This is a genomic window from Phycicoccus sp. Soil803 (genome assembly GCF_001429685.1).
In the GTDB taxonomy this organism is placed as follows: Bacteria; Actinomycetota; Actinomycetes; order Actinomycetales; family Dermatophilaceae; genus Pedococcus.
Genome location: NZ_LMST01000001.1, coordinates 3,711,634 through 3,731,367, shown reverse-complemented (window position 1 = coordinate 3,731,367; position 19,734 = coordinate 3,711,634). Strand labels below are relative to the sequence as shown.

Sequence of the window (19,734 nt, the reverse complement as noted above, 5' to 3'; positions counted from 1 at the left end):
CCGCGCCCGGATGCCGAAGGCTTCGAAGGCGGCAACCATGATCGCCTCGCGCCGCGCGATTCCTGGTGCGTAGTGCCGCGGCCGTCCGCTGCCCACCCCGGTGCTGACCGGGTCCCGGTCACGCCGCCTGACCGCGGGCCCCTGAGGGGCTCAACCTGACCAGGACGTGGCGCGCCGCAGGTCGCGAACGGAGTCGCGGACCTGGAGCGGCATCGGCACCAAGTTCTCGCCGTTCCCCGTGTCCGGCGCCAGAGCGATCGCCATCGCGAGTCTGCCCATCTCGTAGTAGGGAAGTCTCGCCGTGGTCAGAGGCGGTCGCATGTAGGCCGCCAGCTCGTCGTCGTCGAAGGAGACGAGGGAGACGTCGTCGGGAACGCGCAGCCCGTGCTCGGTCAGCGCCTGCTGGGCGCCAAACGCGATGCGGTCGTTGAGACAGATCAGCCCCGTGAACCCATGGCCTGACTCCAGGAGGGTCCGCGTGCCCCGATATCCATCCGAGGGCTCCCAGTCGTCGAGGTCTGCGACTGCGACAGGGACGACCCCCGCCTCATCGAGAGCTCGTTGGATGCCGCCGAAGCGCCGCGGGATCATCATCGACCCCCGGGGGTCCCACTCGGTGTCGAGGGCGTTGCCGATGATGGCGAGACTGTCGCCGTGCCCCGCCTCGAGGAGCTGCCTGGTCACCGCGTAACCGGCCGCTTCCTCAGCTGGATAGACGGATCCGGAGACATCGTCGCAGGAACAGTTCACGGTGACGGTGGGGATGTGTCCCGGGAGCGCGGGAACATCGATCAGCCGAGCGTAGAGAGAGCCGAAGATGAGCGCGTCGACCTGCCGGTCCATCATCGAGTCCAACGCGCGCTCGAGCTGCTTGGGGTGACCCCCGGTCTCAGCGATCAGCACGCCGCGTTCCTCCTCGTCAGCCACATCGAGGATCCCGCGGATCATCGCCGAGGCGAACCGGGTGACGGTGACCTCGTTGGAGATGAAGCCGACCGTCCCGGTCTTGCCCAACCTCAGTGAGCGGGCGGCGGGGTTCGGGCGGTAGTTGAGGTCGCGGGCCGCGGCGTGGATGCGCTCGACCGCATCCTGTGACAGCCGGGAGCCCGGTCGGTTGTTGAGGGCCAGGCTGACGGCGGACTTGGACATCCCGACTCGCGCCGCGACGTCGGCCAGCGTCGGGCGAGAGCCACGACCTCCGTGCTCGGGGGAGTCGCGGGGGGTGGACATGTCGGCACTCTACGCCGACGCCCCCGCATGGCCATGAAGAACCAGCCGGTGAAATCGATTTTGCAAACCCTTGTGCTTCGTTTGCGAGGCGAGTAGTTTCCCCTGCTGTAACGGTTTAGCAATGGAGCTGACCCTGACGTTCGGAAGACTGGATGAAGCGCACATCAGCCCACCGCGTCGCCGCCGGGACAACCCAGGCGCCCGCCGGAATGAGGCACTGATGGCCTTTGAGCTCCCGGACTCCTGGGTGTGGGACTTCTGGGTGGCAGACGACGGTGAGCAGTACCACCTGTTCTTCCTCTACGCCTCGCGGGCGCTGCGCGACCCCGAGCTGCGGCACCACAGGGCCTCGATCGGCCATGCCGTCTCCGCGGACCTGAGGTCGTGGCGCCGCGTCGCAGATGCGCTGGTGCGCAGCGACCCCCCGGCCTTCGACGACCTCGCGACCTGGACCGGATCTGTGGTTCGGCATCCTGATGGGCGGTGGTTGATGTTCTACACCGGCTCCAGCCTGAACACAGACGGTGTCAACGTCCAGACCATCGGCTGCGCCTCCTCGGTGGACCTGATGACGTGGACCAAGTTCCCGGAACCGGTCCTGCGGGCCGATTCGAGGTGGTACGAGGTCTATGCGCAGGATGGGAACTGGCACGACGAGGCGTTTCGTGACCCGTGGGTCTTCGCTGACCCGGCCGGGAACGGATGGCACATGCTCATCACGGCACGGTCGGCACACGGGCCGACGTCGGCGCCGCAGGACACCATCGACCGCGGCGTGGTGGGCCACGCCTGGTCGGCAGATCTGGAGCACTGGGAGCTGCGCGAGCCGCTTTCAGCGCCGGGAAGCGGGTTCGGCCAGCTCGAGGTGCCGCACGTGGCGGAAGTCGACGGTCGCCAGGTCCTCATCTTCAACTGTCTGACGCAGGACATGTCCCCGGCACGCCGGGCGGGAACGCCCGGCGGCATCTGGGCTGTGCCGATCGACTCCGCCACCGGCCCCTACGACGTCGCAAGGGCACACCTTGTCGCCGATCCGCAGCTCTACGTGGGCAAGGTGATCGCAAACCGCGCCACTGGGCGCAGCGAGTTCCTCGCCTTCCGCCACGTCGAGGACGGGGAGTTCGTCGGCGCACTTGCCGACCCGCAGCGCGTCGGATGGCGCGGTGACCGGCTCGTCATCGGCGAGTCCGCACCCGCGGCGATCGAGCCGCCCAATGAGGCGCCCCACGACCCCCGGTCCCGAAGCTCGGGGAACCCACAGGCACCTGACCCCGGGGCCTCCCGTCAGCGGCGGGCATCAAGTCCGCCCGGCTGAGTACCCGTTGAGCGGTGGACGTCCCGTGAGATCCACGGTGCCCCGTTCCCGTCCTCCCGGCGAAGACGTCGGAAATTTCGAAGCCGGGCTGCACACGCGCGACCGGTCAGCTTGGGGCCAATGCAGCCCCCACCGCCAAGGAGAAGAAGCGATGATCAATCGAAGGGCAACCATCACAGCCATCACGGGGCTCGGCGTCGCCGGGCTCGCCTCGGGCTGTCTGTCCGCGGGAAGTACGAATAACTCGAACAGCGACGGCTCCGCTGCGACCGGCCCCGGCAAGAAGACCGTCTCGGTGATGTACGGCCTCGGTCCCGACACCGAGCCGGGCTTCAAGGCCGACGTCAAGAAGTGGGCGGCGGCCAACGGCATCACCGTCGACTTCATCAAGGCCGCGGCGTGGGACACCGAGATCCGCACCAAGGTCCAGGGCGGCAACCCCCCTGACGTGGGCCTGTTCCCCCAGCCCGGTCTCATGTGTGACCTGGCCAAGCAGGGCAAGCTCGTCGCGTTCGACGCCGCCACCGTCGCAACGAACAAGGAGACGCTCGTGCCAGGGATCGTCGACGCCGGCACGTGTGCCGACGGCAAGGTCTACGGCCTGCCCAACGAGGTGAGCGTCAAGAGCGTCCTGTGGACCGACGCGCCAGCGTTCAAGGCGGCCGGCTACACGGCACCCAAGACCCTCGACGAGCTGCTCACCCTCACCGAGAAGATCAAGGCCGACGGCAAGGCCCCGTGGTGCATCGCCGCCGAGTCCGGCGCCGCCACCGGCTGGCCGATCACCGACTGGCTGGAGGACCTTGTCCTGCGCTTCGCCGGCCCCGAGAACTACGACAAGTGGGTCAAGGGCGAGCTGAAGTTCAATAGCCCCGAGATCAAGCCGGCATGGGAGTACTTCGAGAAGATCGCCTTCGGCAAGGACAACGTGCGCGGTGGCACGAAGTCCATCGTCGCGACGAACTTCCAGACCGGCGGCAACGCGATGTTCGCCCAGCCCCCGGGCTGCTACCTGTTCAAGCAGGCCACCTTCGTCGCCAACAAGGGCGGTTTCCCGGACTCCGTCATCGCCAAGCTCGACACCACGACGGGTCCCCTGCCCTTCCCGGCCAAGACCGAGGGCGACAACCCCGTCCTCATCGGTGGTGACATCGCGGCCGCCTTCAACAACGACCCCAACACGCTCAAGCTGCGCAACTTCATCGCGAGCAAGGAGAACGGCGTCGAGCAGGCCAAGAATGGCGCGTTCTCACCGCACAAGACGGCGGACGTGTCGCTGCTGCCGAACAAGACGCTCCAGACGATCGCCAGCGACGTGCTCTACAAGGCCACCGCCGCACGCTTCGACGGCTCGGACCTGATGCCCGCCAAGGTAGGCGCAGGCACCTTCTGGACCGAGCCCGTCAAGTGGATCTCGGGCCAGCAGGACCTCAACACGACGCTCACCAACATCGACGACAGCTTCCCCAAGACCGGCAGCTGACATCCGCCCGGCCTTGGGGGTGACCCATTCGGTCACCCCCAAGGCTGCCAGCGCTCTGTCCCACTTCAGAGAGGAAGTGTCATGGCCATCAAGCTCGTGAACGCAGTGACCGCGATCGTCGGCGGCATCGGCGGCGCCGTCATCATCTTCTGGATCCTCAACAAGCTGGCCGAGTCCCTCAAGGGCCGCTGGGAGGACCGCGTCAAACCGTGGATGTTCGCAGGGCCCGCGATCCTCGCGATCGCCGTCTACCTCATCTACCCGGCCATCGTCACCATCCAGTACAGCTTCGCCAACGAGGACTCGACGACGTACGTCGGCCTCAAGAACTACACCGACCTGGTCACCGACAAGACGTTCCTGTCCGTGATCACCAACAACCTCCTCTGGATCATCATCGTCCCGGCCCTGACCGTGGTGCTGGGCCTGGGCGTCGCCGTGCTCACCGACCGCCTACGGCCCCAAGGCGAGAAGGTGACGAAGACATTCATCTTCCTACCGATGGCCATCAGCATGGTCGGAGCAGCGACCATCTGGCGCACCATCTACGACTACCAGCCCGAGGGCGCGCCGCAGACCGGTCTGCTCAACGCGGTCCTGGGCTTCTTCGACCGAGCCCCGGTGTTCTGGTACGGCACGAGCACCCTGCACCTCAACAGCCTGATGCTCATGATCATCCTGATCTGGACCCAGGTCGGGTTCTCCATGGTGCTGCTGTCGTCGGCGGTCAAGAGCGTCCCCGAAGACACCGTCGAGGCCGGGCGCATCGACGGCGCGGGGGAGCGGCGGATCTTCTTCAACATCATCGTCCCGCAGATCTGGCCGACGGTGATCACCGTCTTCATCACCGTGCTCATCGGCGTCATGAAGGTGTTCGACGTCGTGTACGTCACGACCAACGGCGCCTACAACACCGACGTCATCGGACGCCGCTTCTACGACGAGCTCTACACCCAGGGCAACAACGGGTACGCGTCGGCGATCGTCGTCATCCTCCTGATCGCGATCATCCCGGTCCTGATCTACCAAGTCCGTCACTTCCGCCAAGAGGAGGCTGCACGATGACCACGACACTCCAGCCCGGAGTCGGAACGCCTGCCGACGAACCGCAGAAGCTGCGCCAGAGCAAGCCCGGCAGCGGTGCTGGCAGCGCGACCTGGCCAGTGCGTATCGGCCTGCTCATCCTGTGCATCGCCTGGGTGGTCCCTGCGCTTGGGATGCTCGTCAACTCGTTCCGTCCGCGTGACGACCAGTTCTCCTCCGGGTGGTGGACGGCGTTCTTCAACCCGTTCAGTTCCTCGTGGACCCTCCAGAACTACGCCCAGGCACTCACCTCGGACGCCGCGGGCATTCCCATGGGCCAAGCGTTCCTCAACAGCTTCATCGTGGCGCTCCCAGCGACGGTGATACCGATCCTGATCGCCGCCTTCGCCGCGTACGCGTTCACCTTCATGAAGTGGCGCGGCCGGGACCTCATGTTCATCGTCATCGTGGGCCTGCTGGTCGTGCCCAGCCAGGTAGCGTTCGTGCCGCTCGTGAAGCTGTACGGCAGCTTTGGCCTCAACGGGACATTCCTTGCCGTGTGGCTCGCTCACATCGGGTTCGGGATGCCTCTCGCCATCTACATCCTGCGCACCTACATGTCAGGATTGCCCACCGCCATCATCGAGTCAGCCAAGATCGACGGCGCCAGCCACTTCACCACGTTCTGGCGCCTCATCATGCCGATGTCGACCCCCGCGCTGGCTTCATTCGCGATCTTCCAGTTCCTCTGGGTCTGGAACGACCTGCTCGTCGCGCTGATCTTCCTGGGACGAGGCGACAACACGGTCGCGACCGTGGCGCTCCAAGGTCTGCAGGGTCAAACCGGGGCAGGACGCGAACTGATCCCCGCAGCAGGGTTCATCACGATCATCGTGCCGATCCTCGTGTTCCTGGCACTCCAGCGGTACTTCATCCGAGGCATGACCTCGGGTGCCGTGAAGGGTTGACCACCCGCACAGGGCCGGGCGCATTGTCGCCAAGCTGACTTCGTCCCATCCCCGACGGCCGCTCCGATGGCCTGGGGACGGACGAGGGTCGGGGGTACCAGACAGGCTTTCGCATGAGCACCATCAAAGACGTGGCCCAGGCAGCGGGTGTGTCCGTAGCCACCGTATCCCGAGCCCTTCGGGGGGTGGATCGCGTGCGCCCACAGACGCGCGAGAGGATCCAGCGGCTTGCGGCGGAAATGGACTTCGTGGCTTCTCCCACAGCCGCATCGCTTGCCTCGGGTCGGACTCGAGTCATCGCCGTGGTCGCACCATCGCGGACTCGTTGGTATTTCGCGACCTTGGTCAGCGGCATTGACCGCAGGTTGCGCCAGCACGATCACATGGTCTTCCTCCTGGATCTCGAGGAAGAGGGGGACAACCCCCGTCGAAGGCTCTCCCAGGCGATGTTGCTCAAGCGGGTCGACGGGGTCATCGCTCTGAACGTCCCCGTCGACCCGGGAGAGTTGGAGGTGCTCGACCGCTTGGACCTTCCTCTCGTGGCTGTTGGGTCCCCAGTTCCGGGCCGCTCGCTGGTGAGGATCGACGACGTCCTGACAGCACGCGTGGCGACCGAACACCTCATCGGGCTGGGCCACACCCGTATTGCCTTCGTGGGCCCTATGCCGGACGACATCGCCCAAACCCAGGCTCCTCTGCAACGCCTGCGCGGCTTCAGGGAGACCGTGGCAAACCATGGCCTTTCCGTCCCGCCGGGCTTCATCATCGACGCGGGGTGGACGGCCCTCTCGGCTTCCAGAGCCGTCACCGGGCTGCTCCATGCACCGGACCGTCCCACCGCGGTGATGGCAGCCTCTGACGAAATGGCCATGGGCGTCCTTCAGGCCGCGCGACGACTTGGACTGAGGATTCCCAACGACCTGTCGGTGATAGGCATCGACGACCACGTCCTGTCGGAGGTCATGGACCTCTCGACCATGCGACAAGACTTGCAAGCGCAGGGTGAGCTGGCTGCCGAGATGCTCATCCGGCGCATGGGGGATCCGACCCTTCCGGCTGAGATCGTGACAGCCCCGACGGAGCTTGTGCTGCGCGGCACCACGGGGAGTCCGGGCCCCGACCGGACCGACGTTGAGGATGCTTGGCCGACACGGGATCCACCGAAGCGCGGTGAGATCACTGATGACCAGATCCCCATACAGGCTGACATCCCAAGCGCCAGCGCGCTGCGGAGTCACAACCCGAGACCGTTGGGCGGCGGTACCGCGTGACACCGCAGATCAGCGCGCCCTTCTGCGGGCGCACGGACCGGCCCGGGAGTGAGGCCGCCGGGTGTGAGGCCTTCCTGGCCGGGTGGGCCTTCCTTGCTGGGCCGTCTTCCCGGCCTCGAGAACTGGCTGGTCCCATGCCCGTCGTCTACGGGTCGACGTCGCCTAGGGTCGGAGGAACGGGTCCGACCCCGTAGAGGGATGGAGCCATGTGCCACTACTGCGGGTGTCGAGAGATGCCTCTGATCCGGGACTACATCGCCGAGCACGAGCGGGCGACCAACCTCGGTGGCGACGCGGTGCGCGCCATCGACCGCGGTGAGCTGGCCGAGGCGAGTGAGCTTCTGCGCCTGATGGGTGCCGAGCTGCGGTCCCACTGGCAGGGCGAGGAGAACGGCCTGTTCGCCGTGATGGGTCGCGACCCTCTGGTGGCGGAGCACATCGGTCCATTGGTGCGGGAGCACCGCGAGCTCGAGGACCTGCTTGTCGCCGTGGACCTGGCTGACCCGGCCGACCAGGAACGTATCCGGACTGCGGTCTCCGAGCTGCACGAACACATCGCGAAGGAGGAGGACGGCCTCTTCCCTGCGTCACTCATCGCGCTGGGAGGCGCCGAGTGGGACGCCTCGATGCTGGCGTGGCAGGAGGCTCACCCGGGTCAGAGCATGATCGGGCAGTGATGCCCGCTTGGTGCAGGGCAAGCCGCCCGACCTTGGTCAGTGCGCGGGCTGGCAGCCAGGTGTCAGCCGTTCTTCTTGCCGACGCTCAAGAGGATCGCGGAGTCTTCGTCGGCCTCGAGGGCGTGTCTGGCATCGGGCACGACCAGCAGGTCCCCCGTTGACCCGCTCCACGAAGTGTCCCCTGAGACGAGCCTGACGTGTCCGTGCAGGACCTGGACCGTCGCTTCGCCCGGATTCTCGTGCTCGTCGAGGGCGCTGCCGGCGCGGAGTGCGATGAGGGTCTGGCGAAGGACATGGTCGTGACCTCCGAACACGGTCTGTGCACTCCGTCCGCTGGTCGCCGTCCGGGCGAGCTCGAGGTGGTGTCGCGTCAGATCGTTGAGGGACTCGTTCTGCATCGTGCTCATCTCCAGGGTTGTGGTTCAGGTCTGGCCGGGGCGGAGGGCCCTCAGCCGACGCGGTCCCAGCCGCGACGGGGCCGGTGGCTGCCGAGCTTGGTGTCGTCGCGACTGCGGTAGACGATGTAGGGGCGGGTCAGGTAGCCGACCGGCGCGCTGAACACGTGCACCAGCCTGGTGAAGGGCCACAGGGCGAACAGCCCGAAGGCGACCAGCGCGTGCAGCTGGAATCCCAGCGGCGCGTCCGCCATCAGGGAGGCGTCGGGGTGGAACGCGAGGAACGAGCGGTACCAGACGGATACGCCCTCGCGGTAGTTGTACTCGCCGCCGATCGTCATGATCGAGCCGGCGATGGTGTTCCACATGCCCAGCACGATCACGACGGCGAGGAAGGCGTACATGACCTTGTCCATGCGCGTGGTGGCGGAGAAGACGGGGCCGACGGTGCGTCTGCGGTAGATCAGGATCGCCATGCCGACCACGGCCATCACGCCGGCCAGCAGGCCTCCCGTGACGGCCACCAGGTGGTAGGCGTGCTCGCTGACCCTGGCCCAGTCCGTCCAGGACTGCGGCACCAGCAGGCCGATGATGTGGCCGCCGACGACGCCGAGCATCCCGAAGTGGAAGAGCGGGCTCCCGATGCGCAGCAGGCGGTTCTCGTAGAGCTGGGACGATCGCGTGGTCCACCCGAACTTGTCGTAGCGGTAGCGCCACAGGTGACCGACCACGAAGGTCGTCAGGCACAGGTAGGGGAGGATGACGAAGAGGAACTCGTTCATGTGCGGGCTCCCGGGAACGACGGCATGGGCAGCGCGATGGATGCCGTGGCAGCACGGGTGTCCGCGCCGGGGCTGAACTGCGGGTTGGCGAACGGCGCGAGCCCGACCTCTTCCTCGGGTGGCCCCTCGGCAGCGAGACGCCGGACGGCATCGCGCTCGTCGCCACGCAGCGGCGGCAACGTGGCGGTGACTGCATCGATCAGGTGCGCCCACGGCGAGCCCATGTCCCGCAGCGAGAGTCGCAGCAGCTCGAGGCCGGCCCGGTGGTCGAGCATCAGGTCGCGGCCGATGTCCTGGTCGACGGTGGCGGCGAACTCGAGCACCACACAGAGGTGGTCGGGCAGCTCCCCGTCGTCGAGCTCGAACCCGGCGCGCAGGTACGACTGCTTGAACCGGAGCAGTGCCATCCCGCGCTTGCGGGTGTCCCCATGGGCGAAGTAGGTCAGGAACAGGTTGCAGCGGCGCCGAGTGTCGAACGTCTCGACGTAGTCCGCCTGGAGCTCCGGCAGCGGAGTGGACTGGAGGTGGTCAAGGAAGGCCCGGATGGAGCCCCCAACCGCCGGCGTCAGCCGCTGCGAGGCGGACCTCAGCAGGTCGGCGCGGGCGAGGAGGAACTCGTCCGGGTAGTCCAGGAGCAGGGAGACCGACTGCCACACGATGGTGAGCTGGTCGGGGGGCAGGGTCGGTCTGGGACGGCGGCTGCTCATGAGTCGGAGCCCGTTGGTGGGAACATCCCCGGCGGGGAGCCCTTGCCATCCCAGTTGAGGAGGTTGACCCGGCCCTTTGTGTGGCTCGGTCCGGCCAGCGAGTCGGAGGTCTGCCGGTCCTGGAGCATCTGGAAGTTCTCGACCGCGATCGGCGTCGGGATTCCGGACCCCTCGCCGAACAGGTCCTGCTGTCCGCCGCCGTACTCCGACACGGAGCACTCCGTGGACAGCTCCTCCAGGGAGTGGGCCTGCTCGGCGTGCGCGGCCGGGATGACGTAGCGCTCGTCGTACTTCGCGATCGCGAGGAGGCGGTACATGTCGTACAACTCCTCCTCGCTCATCCCCACTGCGGCGGGGATCGAGGGGTCGGGGTCGCGGCCCATGTTGATGTCGCGCATGTAGCAGCGCATCGCGGCGAGCTTCTTGAGGACGGCGTCCACGGGTTCGACCTCGCCGGCCGTGAAGAGCTCGGCGAGGTACTCGATGGGGATCCGGAGGGCGTCGATCGCGGCGAAGAGGTTGCCCTTGTCCTCGGCGTCCTCCCCGGTCTCTGCGACGACGTCGACGACGGGGGACAGGGGCGGGATGTACCAGACCATGGGCATGGTGCGGTACTCCGGGTGGAGCGGCAGTGCGACCTTGAAGGTGTTGATCAGGGCGTAGATCGGTGAGCGCTGTGCCGCGTCGATCCAGTCGCGGGCGATGCCGGCGTACTCCGCCGCACGCATCACCTCGGGGTCGAACGGGTCGAGGAACACGTCGCGCTGGGCCTCGTAGAGCCCCTGGTCGTCAGTGGTCGAGGCGGCCGCGAGGACCTTGTCGGCGTCGTAGAGCATCAACCCGATGTAGCGCAGCCGACCCACACAGGTCTCGGCGCACACGGTTGGCAGGCCGACCTCGATACGCGGGAAGCAGAACGTGCACTTCTCGGCCTTGCCGGTGCGGTGGTTGAAGTAGATCTTCTTGTAGGGGCAGCCCGAGACGCACTTGCGCCAGCCCCGGCACTTGTCCTGGTCAACCAGGACGATGCCGTCCTCCTCGCGCTTGTAGATCGCGCCGCTGGGGCAGGACGCGGCGCACGACGGGTTGAGGCAGTGCTCGCAGATCCGGGGCAGGTAGAACATGAAGGTCTGCTCGAACTCGAACTTCACCTTGTCGGCGATCTTCTTGAGCATGGGGTCGCGGTGCGCGGTCTCGGTGGAGCCGCCGAGGTCGTCGTCCCAGTTGGCCGACCACTCGATCTTCATGTTCTTGCCGCTGATCAGCGACTTGGGTCGTGCGACCGGAGTGTGCTCCTGGGCGGGCGCGTCGGTGAGGGTGGAGTAGTCGTACGTCCACGGTTCGTAGTACTCGCCGATCGAGGGCAGGATCGGGTTGGAGAAGATCGTCATCAGGTTCTTGAGGCGTCCGCCTGCCTTGAGCTTCATGCGGCCGCTCTTGGTGAGCTCCCAGCCGCCCTTCCACTTCTCCTGGTCCTCGTAGGTGCGCGGGTAGCCGAGCCCTGGCCGAGTCTCGACGTTGTTGAACCAGATGTACTCGGTGCCCGAGCGGTTGGTCCATGCCTGCTTGCAGGTCACCGAGCAGGTGTGGCACCCGATGCACTTGTCGAGGTTCATCACCATCGCCATCTGGGCCATGACCTTCATCAGTACGTCACGTCCTGGCTGCGCTTGCGGATGATGGTGACCTCGTCACGTTGGTTGCCGGTGGGGCCGAGATAGTTGAACGCAAAGGTCAGCTGGGCGTACCCCCCGATCAGGTGGGACGGCTTCACGAGCAGCCGGGTCAGTGAGTTGTGGATTCCTCCGCGCTTGCCGGACGTCTCCGCCAGCGGTACGTCGATCAGCCGGTCCTGGGCGTGGTACATGTACACCGTTCCCTCCGGCATCCGGTGCGAGACGATCGCCCGGGCCACGACGACGCCGTTGCGGTTGACCGCCTCGATCCAGTCGTTGTCCTTGATGCCGACCTTGGCCGCGTCGCGGTCGCTCATCCAGATGTTCTGGCCGCCGCGCGAGAGGGAGAGCATGAACAGGTTGTCCTGGTACTCCGAGTGGATCGACCACTTGTTGTGTGGGGTCAGGTACCGCACGGTCAGCCCCTCGACCTGGCCGGCCGAACCGTCCGACACGGTGCCCAGCGCGGGCTCCGCGAACAGCGCCGCCATGTTGAGCGGGGGCCGGTAGACGGGAAGACCCTCGCCGAGCTCGGTCATCCAGTCGTGGTCGAGGTAGAAGTGCATCCGCCCGGTCAGGGTGTGCCAGGGCTTCTTGCGCTCCACGTTGATCGTGAAGGGTGAGTAGCGCCGCCCCCCGGTCTCCGAACCCGACCACTCCGGCGAGGTGATCACCGGCACGGGCGGCCCCTGGGTGTCGGCGAAGGTGATCTGCTTGCCCTCGTGCTCCTCGGCCAGATCGGCCAGTCGCACTCCGGTGCGCTTCTCGAGGGTCTTGAAGCCCTGGGTGGCCAGGTGCCCGTTGGTGGTCCCGGACATCGCGAGGATCGCCTCGCACACGTTGACGTCCTTCTTCAGCGACGGCCGACCGTCGGCCACGCCGCCTCGGACCGCCCCGTTCTTGGCCCGGAGGTAGTCGACCTGCTTACTGAGCTCGAACGTGACGCCCTTGGTGGTCGCGCCGAGCGTGTCCACCAGTGGGCCGAGTGCGTTCATCTTCTCGGCGACTGCGCCGTAGTCACGCTCCACCTCGACGAGCTTGGGCATCGTGACACCGGGGATCGGCTCGCACTCGCCCTTCTTCCAGTCGCGCACGACGCCGTGCGGGTTGGCCATCGCGTCGGGGGTGTCGTGGGTGAGCGGCACGGCGACCACGTCCTTGCGGACACCGAGGTGCGTGGCGGCGAGCTCGCTGAACTTCTCGGCGATCGTCTGCCACGCGTCCCAGTCGGTGCGGGTCTGCCACGGCGGGGCGATGGCTGGGTTGAAGGAGTGTACGAAGGGGTGCATGTCGGTGGTGTTGAGGTCGTGCTTCTCGTACCAGGTGGCGGCGGGGAGGACGACGTCGGAGAAGATCGTGGTGCTGGTCTGGCGGAAGTCGATCGTCATGAGCAGGTCGAGCTTTCCCTCCGGTGCCTTGTCCCTCCACTTCACATCGACGGGTCGTTGCCCCTCAGGTGTCTCGGTGGCTCGCACCGAGGAGTCGGTGCCGAGCAGGTGCTTGAGGAAGTACTCGTTGCCCTTGCCCGACGAGCCGAGGAGGTTGGCCCGCCAGATCGACAGGATCCTCGGGTAGTTGCTGGGCGCGTCAGGGTCCTCGCCGGCGAAGTCCAGCTCGCCGGACTTGAGCTGTTCGACGACGTACTCGCCGATCGGCTTCCCCGCGGCAGCCGCGTCGTCGCTGAGGTCGAGCGGGTTGCGGTCGAAGGTGGGATAGGACGGCATCCAGCCCATCCGCGCGCTCTGGGCGATGACGTCGGCAGTGGACTTGCCCGCGAGCTGGCCCTTGCCAGTGGTCGCTGAGAGGGTATCGGCGCCGAACTGGTCGTAGCGGAACTGGTTGGTGTGCAGGTACCAGTACGCCGTTTGGATCATGTTGCGCGGCGGCCGGTTCCAGTCGAGTGCGTTGGCGATCTGGGTGTAGCCGGTGATCGGGCGGACCTTCTCCTGACCGACGTAGTGGGCCCAGCCGCCGCCGTTGACGCCTTGGCAGCCGGTGAGGTTGGTGAGGGTGAGGAAGGCGCGGTAGATCGTGTCGGAGTGGAACCAGTGGTTGGTGCCGGCGCCCATGACGATCATGGACCGGCCCTTGGACTCCTCGGCGTTCTGGGCGAACTCGCGCCCGATCCGAGCGGCGGTGGCGGCCGGCACTCCCGTGATGGCCTCCTGCCAGGCGGGCGTGTACGGCGACTGTGCGTCGTCGTAACCCCTGTTGTCACCGGTCGGCCAGACTCCCGGAAGGGCCTGACCCTGGTGCGACCGGCCAACCCCGTACTGCGCGAGGAGCAGGTCGTAGACGGTGGTGACCAGGTGACCGTCGACGCGGCGGACTGGTATGCCCCGAGGAAGGTCGGCGGCCGCGCCATCAGGGGTGTCGAAACGCGGCATACGGACGACGACGGACTCGGTCGCGGTGTCCAGGAGGGAGAGAACCGGGTCGACGTCGCCGAGCTCGAGGTTCCAGCTGCCCACCCCTGCCTCGCCGTACCGATGGCCCAGCGACCCGTTCGGGATGACGGGCTTGCCGGTGGCGGAGTCGATGAGCACGGTCTTGAAGGCGGCGTTCTCGTCGCCGATGTGGTCGGGGAGGTCGGCGGCGGTGAGGAACTTGCCGGCGGTGTACTCACCGTCAGCCGCTTCCTCGAGGCGGACCAGGTGGGGCAGGTCGGTGTAGGTCTTCACGTACTCGGTGAAGTAGGGCGTCTGGCGGTCGACGAAGAACTCCTTCAGCACGACGTGGCCCATCGCCATCGCGAGGGCGGCGTCCGTGCCGGGCTTGGCAGCCAGCCACTCGTCGGCGAACTTCACGTTGTCGGCGTAGTCCGGGGCGACGGCGATGACCTTCTGGCCGCGGTATCGGGCCTCGGTCATCCAGTGGGCGTCCGGCGTGCGGGTGACGGGGAGGTTGGAGCCCCACATGATCAGGTAGCCCGCGTTCCACCAGTCACCGGACTCGGGGACGTCGGTCTGGTCGCCGAAGACCTGCGGGGAGGCGACGGGGAGGTCGGCGTACCAGTCGTAGAAGCTCAGCATGGAGCCGCCGATGAGGTTCACGAACCTGGCGCCGGAGGCATGCGAGACCATCGACATCGCGGGGATGGGCGAGAATCCGGCGACGCGGTCGGGCCCGTACTTCTTGATCGTGTGGACGTGCGCAGCGGCGACGATCTCGCTGGCTTCCTCCCAGGTGGCGCGGACCAGGCCGCCCTTACCGCGCGCCGACTTGTAGGCCTTGGCCCGCAACGGGTTCTCGACGATGTGCTCCCAGGCTTTCACCGGGTCCCCGTCGTGCTGGGACTTGGCCTCGCGGAACATCTGGAGCAGGACGCCGCGCACATACGGGTAGCGCACTCGAGTGGGGGAGTAGGTGTACCAGGAGAACGCCGCGCCACGGGGGCAGCCGCGGGGCTCGTACTCGGGGGAGTCCGGGCCGACCGAGGGATAGTCGGTCTGCTGGGTCTCCCAGGTGATGATCCCGTCCTTGACGTAGACCTTCCACGAGCAGGAGCCGGTGCAGTTGACCCCGTGGGTGGACCGTACGACCTTGTCGTGGCTCCAGCGGTCGCGGTAGAAGTCGTCGGCCTCGCGCCCTCCGACCTGTGAGATGGTCCGGAGGTCGTCCGAGACGGTTCCCTTGGTGAAGAACCTCCGGCTGCGGACCAGGGCCTCCGTGAGGGAGCCGTCCATCCCGATGTCGGACGTGGACTTCTTGTGCGAGGGGGTCAACGAGCTTCCTGTCCTTGGGCGGCGGTTCGTCGGACGATCGTGACGGTGAGGAGCAGTGCCAGTGCGGCGGTGACGCTGAGCATCCACAGCCCGATGGCGTACGAGTCGGTGCGGCCGTAGACGTAGCCCATGATCAGTGGCGGCACGAAACCGCCCAGACCTCCGGCTGCGCCGACGAGTCCGGTCACGCCCCCGACCCGAGAAGGCTCAGTGACCTTGGCGATGAGGGCGAACGTGGCGCCGCTTCCGGAGCCGAGCGCGGCGGCCATCGCGAGGAACGCGAGGGTGCCGATGCCGTGCAGTGGTGGGGTGCCAGCGGAGATGGCGGCGCACACGACGACGACGCCGAACCCGGTGGCCAGCACAGGGATCGAACCCACCTTGTCGGCGAGCCAGCCGCCGACGGGGCGCAGGAGGACCGCGATGAGGACGAAGCCGGCCATCCGGTTGGCCGCGCTGTCCGGGGTGAGGTGGTGGGCGGTTTTGAGGTATGCCGGGAGGTAGACGGAGAAGGCGACGTACCCACCGAAGGCCACCGCGTAGAGAAGGCACGCCTGCCAAGTGATCGGGAGCCGGGCATTGGCCGAGATCCGCGAGGCCAGTGAGGTGGTGGGCACCACTCGGTCGGGTGCGTCCCGAAGGATCAGCCAGGCGGCGAGGGAGTAGCCGGCCAGCACCACCGCGGTGATGAGGAAGGGTGCCTTTGCGCCCAGGTGGCCGGTGAGCTTGACGGTGGTCAGCGCGCTGATCGCGGTACCGCCCATGCCGGCGCCGAAGATGCCGACCGCGAGACCGCGCTTCTCTGGCGGGAACCAGGCGTTCACGAATGGGACGCCCACGGCGAAGGCGGTGCCGGCGATGCCGAGGAGGAAGCCGCCGAGGATGAGCAGGGCGTAGGAGTCGAGGGCGAAGAAGGCGATGAAGAGGGTCGGGATGATGGTCACGCCCGAGACGATCGGGAACATGACCCGTCCGCCGTACCGGTCGGTCAGCCCGCCCACGATGATGCGGCCGAGGGAGCCCACCACGACGGGGACAGCGACGAGGAGGGCGACGTCGGACTCGGTCAGGGTGCCGAGGGACCCGGTGGCCCGAAATAGTGGTCCGAGCGGGCTGATCAGCGCCCAGGCCCAGAAGTTCACCGCGAAGCCGAGGGTGGCCATCGCCAGCATTAGCCAGGGCGATCTGGTTGCCGCTCGGGGCTGTTGGTCCGAGGTCAACGGGGTGGTGGTCATCGGAGTGGTCACGGTCGTGCTCTGACGACGGAGCTATCGACGACGGGCGTTGCGGCGGCCTGTTCGGCCATGGCTGGTCTCCTTATCGGCCCACCGGCGGTGGTGGGGCGGCGCGGAAACAAGCACAGTGGCTTCGGTGCATGCGTGCCAGTGCCAAACGTCCTGCCCATCGGAGATGCCCGGTCGGCTCTTCGAGCCTGTCGGGACGCTGGTCGCGGGCGGTGCCACACGATGTCTCCTCTGCCAAGCGGTGCAGCAGCTGAAGTCACCGGGTCCAGGGCGACGACGAGTTGGACCTGTCCCGACCAACATAGCCCTTGCCGAGCCGACTGGCGCCGACTCGTGCGGTGCCGGATCCACGCCTGAGCTCGGCTCGGACCCAACTGGTCAGTCCGGTCATGCTGGGTCCCGACGGACTGGCCCTACGACGTCATGCGGGGCGGAGTGCCGTGCGCATCGATCAGGGCTTCTGGTGATCCGGGGTGCTCGAACGGCGTCGCGCGGCGGCGTCGGAGCGTGGTCCTCAGCCCAGGACGCGCTCGAGGAATGCGTTGCCGAACTTGCCCCCAGGGTCGACCTTGGTCCGCAGGGCGACGAAGTCCGTGAGCCTGGGGTACGCGGCCAGCAGCTGGTCCCGCGAGGCGGTGAAGCACTTGCCCCAGTGCGGCCGGGCGTCGAGCGGACGGAGCTCGGCCTCGATGGCGGGCAGGACGGCATACACGGCCTCCGGGTCGCGGACCCACGTGAAGTGGAGGCCGACGACATCCTCCTGGTAGGCACCGCTGAGCCAAAGCTCGTCCCGGGCGACGGTGCGGATCTCACCCACCTGGAGGAGCGGCGCCATGCGGGGGCCGAGCCGCCGCATGGCGGCGAAGGCCGCCTGGGCGTGCCGGCGGGGTACGAAGTACTCGGTCTGCAGCTCCTCGCCCCGGCTGGGCGTGAAGGCCATCCGGAAGTGCGGGAGCCTTTCGTGCCAAGGACCCGTGACGCCACCTTGCTCGGTGACCGACTCGGTCGCTCCACCGCGGAGCATGTGGAGCGTGGCGGTCGCCGGCACGGCACCGAGGAGGTCCCCTGGCGAGTCGGTGCCCCGGCTCTTCATCCAGACCTGCTGCACCGAGTCGGCAGTCCAGTCCGTGAAGAGGCTGACGCTGTATGCGCGGCCGGTGATGTCGTCGAAGCTCTGCTCGACCACCGGCCAGGGCAGGTCCGTGAAGACGTCCTGGCGCACGTCGAAGCTGGGCTCGATGTCGAGGGTCAGGGCGGTGACGATCCCCAGGGCCCCGAGCGCCACGACGCTGCCTGCGAAGTCGGCGTCACCACGCTGCAGCCGGTAGATCTCGCCTGAGGGCCCCACCGCCTCTACTGCACTGACAGCCGCCGCGAGGCTTCCGTTGCGGTCGCCGGACCCATGCGTGCCAGTGGCCACGGCGCCCGCGACCGAGATGTGCGGCAAGGACGCCATGTTCGCCATGGCCCAACCACGCTGCTGGAGCGACTCTGCCACGTGGCCATAGAGAACCCCACCGCCGACCGTGACGCTGCGGCCGGGCTCGAAAATGTCCACGTCGTCGGGCAGGTTCGCGAGCGACACGAGCACGCCGTCGGTGTCGGCGATGTCCGTGAAGGAGTGCCGCGAGCCCAGTGCCCGCACGCGCTCGTGCGAGGCCACGAGCTCCTGGAGCTCTGCCACGGATCCGGGCTCCTCGAGGCGAGCGGCCCGGTACACGTGGTTCCCGGCCCAGTTGGTCTGCATGTCGTGCGGCTCCTTCGCCGAAGGTGTGCCCGGGGGCGCGGACGTTGTCGATTCGAACTGCCGTGACGGCGAAGCCTGGTCTGCCAGCGACCCAGCGGCCCGCGTGGATGGGCGGGCTCGCTAGTTTGGTGCGTGGCAAAACTAAAGCCGTGGGGACGGTAACACCGCACTCAGGATCGCCACAAGAGGCCAGGAATCGTCCCGGCCGCCCGCCGCCCCATCCATCGGGCGAGGGCGGCCGGCTCAGTCGACCCACTTCGCCGGGTTCGCGAGGACGGCGGTCAGCTCGAGCTGGGCCGCCCCCGTCGCGCCCGGGGCAGGGTCGCCGTCCGCCGGCTCGATGGTCAGGGCAACCCAGCGGGCGGACAGCACTCGCCGGCGCAGCTGCTGCTCGAGGTCCGGCCGGAGAAGCTCGGTGATCTGGCCCAGGTGACCGCCCAGGACGATGGCCGGGATGTCGAGGACGTTCACGACACCCGCCAGGGCGATGCCCAGGGCCCACGCGGCGCTCGCGACGGCGGTCTTCGCGCGGGAGTCGCCTGACCGCAACCGTTCCGCGAGCTCGGCGGGGGTCGCGTCAGGAGCGAGTCCGGCGGCGGCAACGAGCGCCTGCCGACCGGCATACTGCTCGAGGCACCCGGTGGACCCGCAGCGGCAGGGTGGGCCGTCGGGGTCCACGCAGACGTGTCCCACTTCCCCCGCCCAGCCGTGCCGGCCCGACATGACCTGCCCGTCGACGACCGCGGCGCCGCCGATGCCGATCTCGCCGGAGAGGTAGATGAAGTCCGCCAGCCGGCCAGGACGGCCCGGTGCGACCCGCGCCACCGTCCGGGCGGCCAGGTCCGCCTCGTTGCCGATCCGCAAAGGTGTGCCGCCCACGGCCTCGTCGTCCAGGAACGCGGCAGGCTCGAGATCGGACCAGCCCAGGTTGGGTGCGAGCAGCAGCCGGCCGGATCCCGAGGAGACGATCCCGGGCAGAGCAAGGCCGGCGCCCACCAGTCGGGCGCCCTGTGCCTGGCCGAGCACCTGCTTGCTCAGGGCCCCCAGGCGGCCGAGCGTCGAGCGTGGATCGCAGCCGACGAGGTCGTCGTACTCGACGTGTTCGGCCACCACGCGACCGCGCAGGTCAACGAGCCGGGCGGCGAGGTAGCTGGCGTTGACCTGCAGGCCGAGCGCCACCAGCCCGCTGCTCGGGACGAGCGGGATGGCTGGTCGGCCCGGTCCGGTCACCGCGGGCGGCTCGAGCTCCGCCAGCACCCCTCCTGCGACGAGATCGTCGACCAGCCGCGAAACGGTCGAACGAGTCATCGAGGTGCGGGCAGCCACGCCGGCGCGCGACAGCGGAGCTGGGGACGCGCACACCGTCCGGGCCACCAGGGACAGGTTGCTCTCCCGCAGGGTGGACTGTCTCGCGCCCAGCGGCTCCACGGCTGGCGGATCCGGCCGCGCGGCGCTGGCAGCGGAGGGTGTCGGCACCCCTTGACCCTACCT

15 protein-coding genes are annotated in these 19,734 nt (G+C 67.8%); 6 read left to right on the top strand and 9 right to left on the bottom strand.

Features of this window, described 5'->3' with window-relative positions; genetic code table 11:
• Window positions 1-150: 150 nt before the first annotated feature.
• A complete protein-coding gene (locus tag ASG95_RS17365; RefSeq protein WP_057378246.1) occupies window positions 151-1,230 on the bottom strand; it encodes a LacI family DNA-binding transcriptional regulator in 1,080 nt (359 codons plus the stop codon).
• Window positions 1,231-1,450: 220 nt separating this feature from the next.
• On the opposite strand from ASG95_RS17365, the gene ASG95_RS17360 reads away from it, so the two are divergent.
• From ASG95_RS17360 to ASG95_RS17335, 6 genes are all read left to right on the top strand, one after another.
• Window positions 1,451-2,545, top strand: coding sequence for a glycoside hydrolase family 68 protein (locus ASG95_RS17360; RefSeq protein WP_082592781.1), 1,095 nt, complete (start codon window positions 1,451-1,453; stop codon window positions 2,543-2,545).
• Window positions 2,546-2,696: 151 nt separating this feature from the next.
• Window positions 2,697-4,028, top strand: coding sequence for an ABC transporter substrate-binding protein (locus tag ASG95_RS17355; RefSeq protein WP_057378245.1), 1,332 nt, complete (start codon window positions 2,697-2,699; stop codon window positions 4,026-4,028).
• A gap of 81 nt (window positions 4,029-4,109) precedes the next feature.
• Window positions 4,110-5,093: a carbohydrate ABC transporter permease gene (locus ASG95_RS17350; RefSeq protein ID WP_057378244.1), complete on the top strand. Its 984-nt coding sequence runs from the start codon at window positions 4,110-4,112 to the stop codon at window positions 5,091-5,093.
• Window positions 5,090-6,019, top strand: a complete 930-nt coding sequence (locus tag ASG95_RS17345; RefSeq protein ID WP_082592777.1) for a carbohydrate ABC transporter permease — start codon at window positions 5,090-5,092, stop codon at window positions 6,017-6,019. The genes ASG95_RS17350 and ASG95_RS17345 overlap by 4 nt, the downstream gene beginning before the upstream one ends.
• A 113-nt stretch (window positions 6,020-6,132) precedes the next feature.
• Complete coding sequence (locus tag ASG95_RS17340) at window positions 6,133-7,290, top strand: LacI family DNA-binding transcriptional regulator (protein ID WP_082592775.1); 1,158 nt, start codon at window positions 6,133-6,135, stop codon at window positions 7,288-7,290.
• A 233-nt stretch (window positions 7,291-7,523) separates the two neighbouring features.
• Window positions 7,524-7,967 (top strand): hemerythrin domain-containing protein, encoded by a 444-nt coding sequence (locus tag ASG95_RS17335; RefSeq protein WP_200961931.1) that lies wholly within the window; start codon window positions 7,524-7,526, stop codon window positions 7,965-7,967.
• Between the two features lie 62 nt (window positions 7,968-8,029).
• Here ASG95_RS17335 and ASG95_RS17330 read toward each other — a convergent pair whose 3' ends face one another.
• From ASG95_RS17330 to ASG95_RS17295, 8 genes are all read right to left on the bottom strand, one after another.
• Entirely contained in the window at window positions 8,030-8,374 is a 345-nt protein-coding gene (locus tag ASG95_RS17330) for a cupin domain-containing protein (protein ID WP_369820394.1), read from the bottom strand.
• A 41-nt stretch (window positions 8,375-8,415) separates the two neighbouring features.
• The gene (narI, locus tag ASG95_RS17325) at window positions 8,416-9,144 is read right to left on the bottom strand and encodes a respiratory nitrate reductase subunit gamma (RefSeq protein WP_057378242.1); all 729 of its coding nucleotides are present in this window, start codon (window positions 9,142-9,144) and stop codon (window positions 8,416-8,418) included.
• Window positions 9,141-9,851 (bottom strand): nitrate reductase molybdenum cofactor assembly chaperone, encoded by a 711-nt coding sequence (gene narJ / locus ASG95_RS17320; protein WP_056924097.1) that lies wholly within the window; start codon window positions 9,849-9,851, stop codon window positions 9,141-9,143. Before narJ ends, narI begins: the two co-directional genes overlap by 4 nt.
• Entirely contained in the window at window positions 9,848-11,497 is a 1,650-nt protein-coding gene (gene narH, locus ASG95_RS17315) for a nitrate reductase subunit beta (protein WP_056924096.1), read from the bottom strand. The genes narJ and narH overlap by 4 nt, the downstream gene beginning before the upstream one ends.
• Window positions 11,497-15,213, bottom strand: a complete 3,717-nt coding sequence (locus tag ASG95_RS17310; protein ID WP_057378971.1) for a nitrate reductase subunit alpha — start codon at window positions 15,211-15,213, stop codon at window positions 11,497-11,499. Before ASG95_RS17310 ends, narH begins: the two co-directional genes overlap by 1 nt.
• Before the next feature lie 35 nt (window positions 15,214-15,248).
• On the bottom strand, window positions 15,249-16,415 hold the full coding sequence (locus ASG95_RS17305) for an MFS transporter (RefSeq protein ID WP_235543989.1): 1,167 nt from the start codon (window positions 16,413-16,415) through the stop codon (window positions 15,249-15,251).
• A 595-nt stretch (window positions 16,416-17,010) separates the two neighbouring features.
• A complete protein-coding gene (locus ASG95_RS17300; protein WP_057378240.1) occupies window positions 17,011-18,243 on the bottom strand; it encodes an FAD-binding protein in 1,233 nt (410 codons plus the stop codon).
• 243 nt (window positions 18,244-18,486) lie between these two features.
• Window positions 18,487-19,719, bottom strand: coding sequence for an ROK family protein (locus ASG95_RS17295; RefSeq protein WP_235543987.1), 1,233 nt, complete (start codon window positions 19,717-19,719; stop codon window positions 18,487-18,489).
• Window positions 19,720-19,734: the final 15 nt, after the last annotated feature.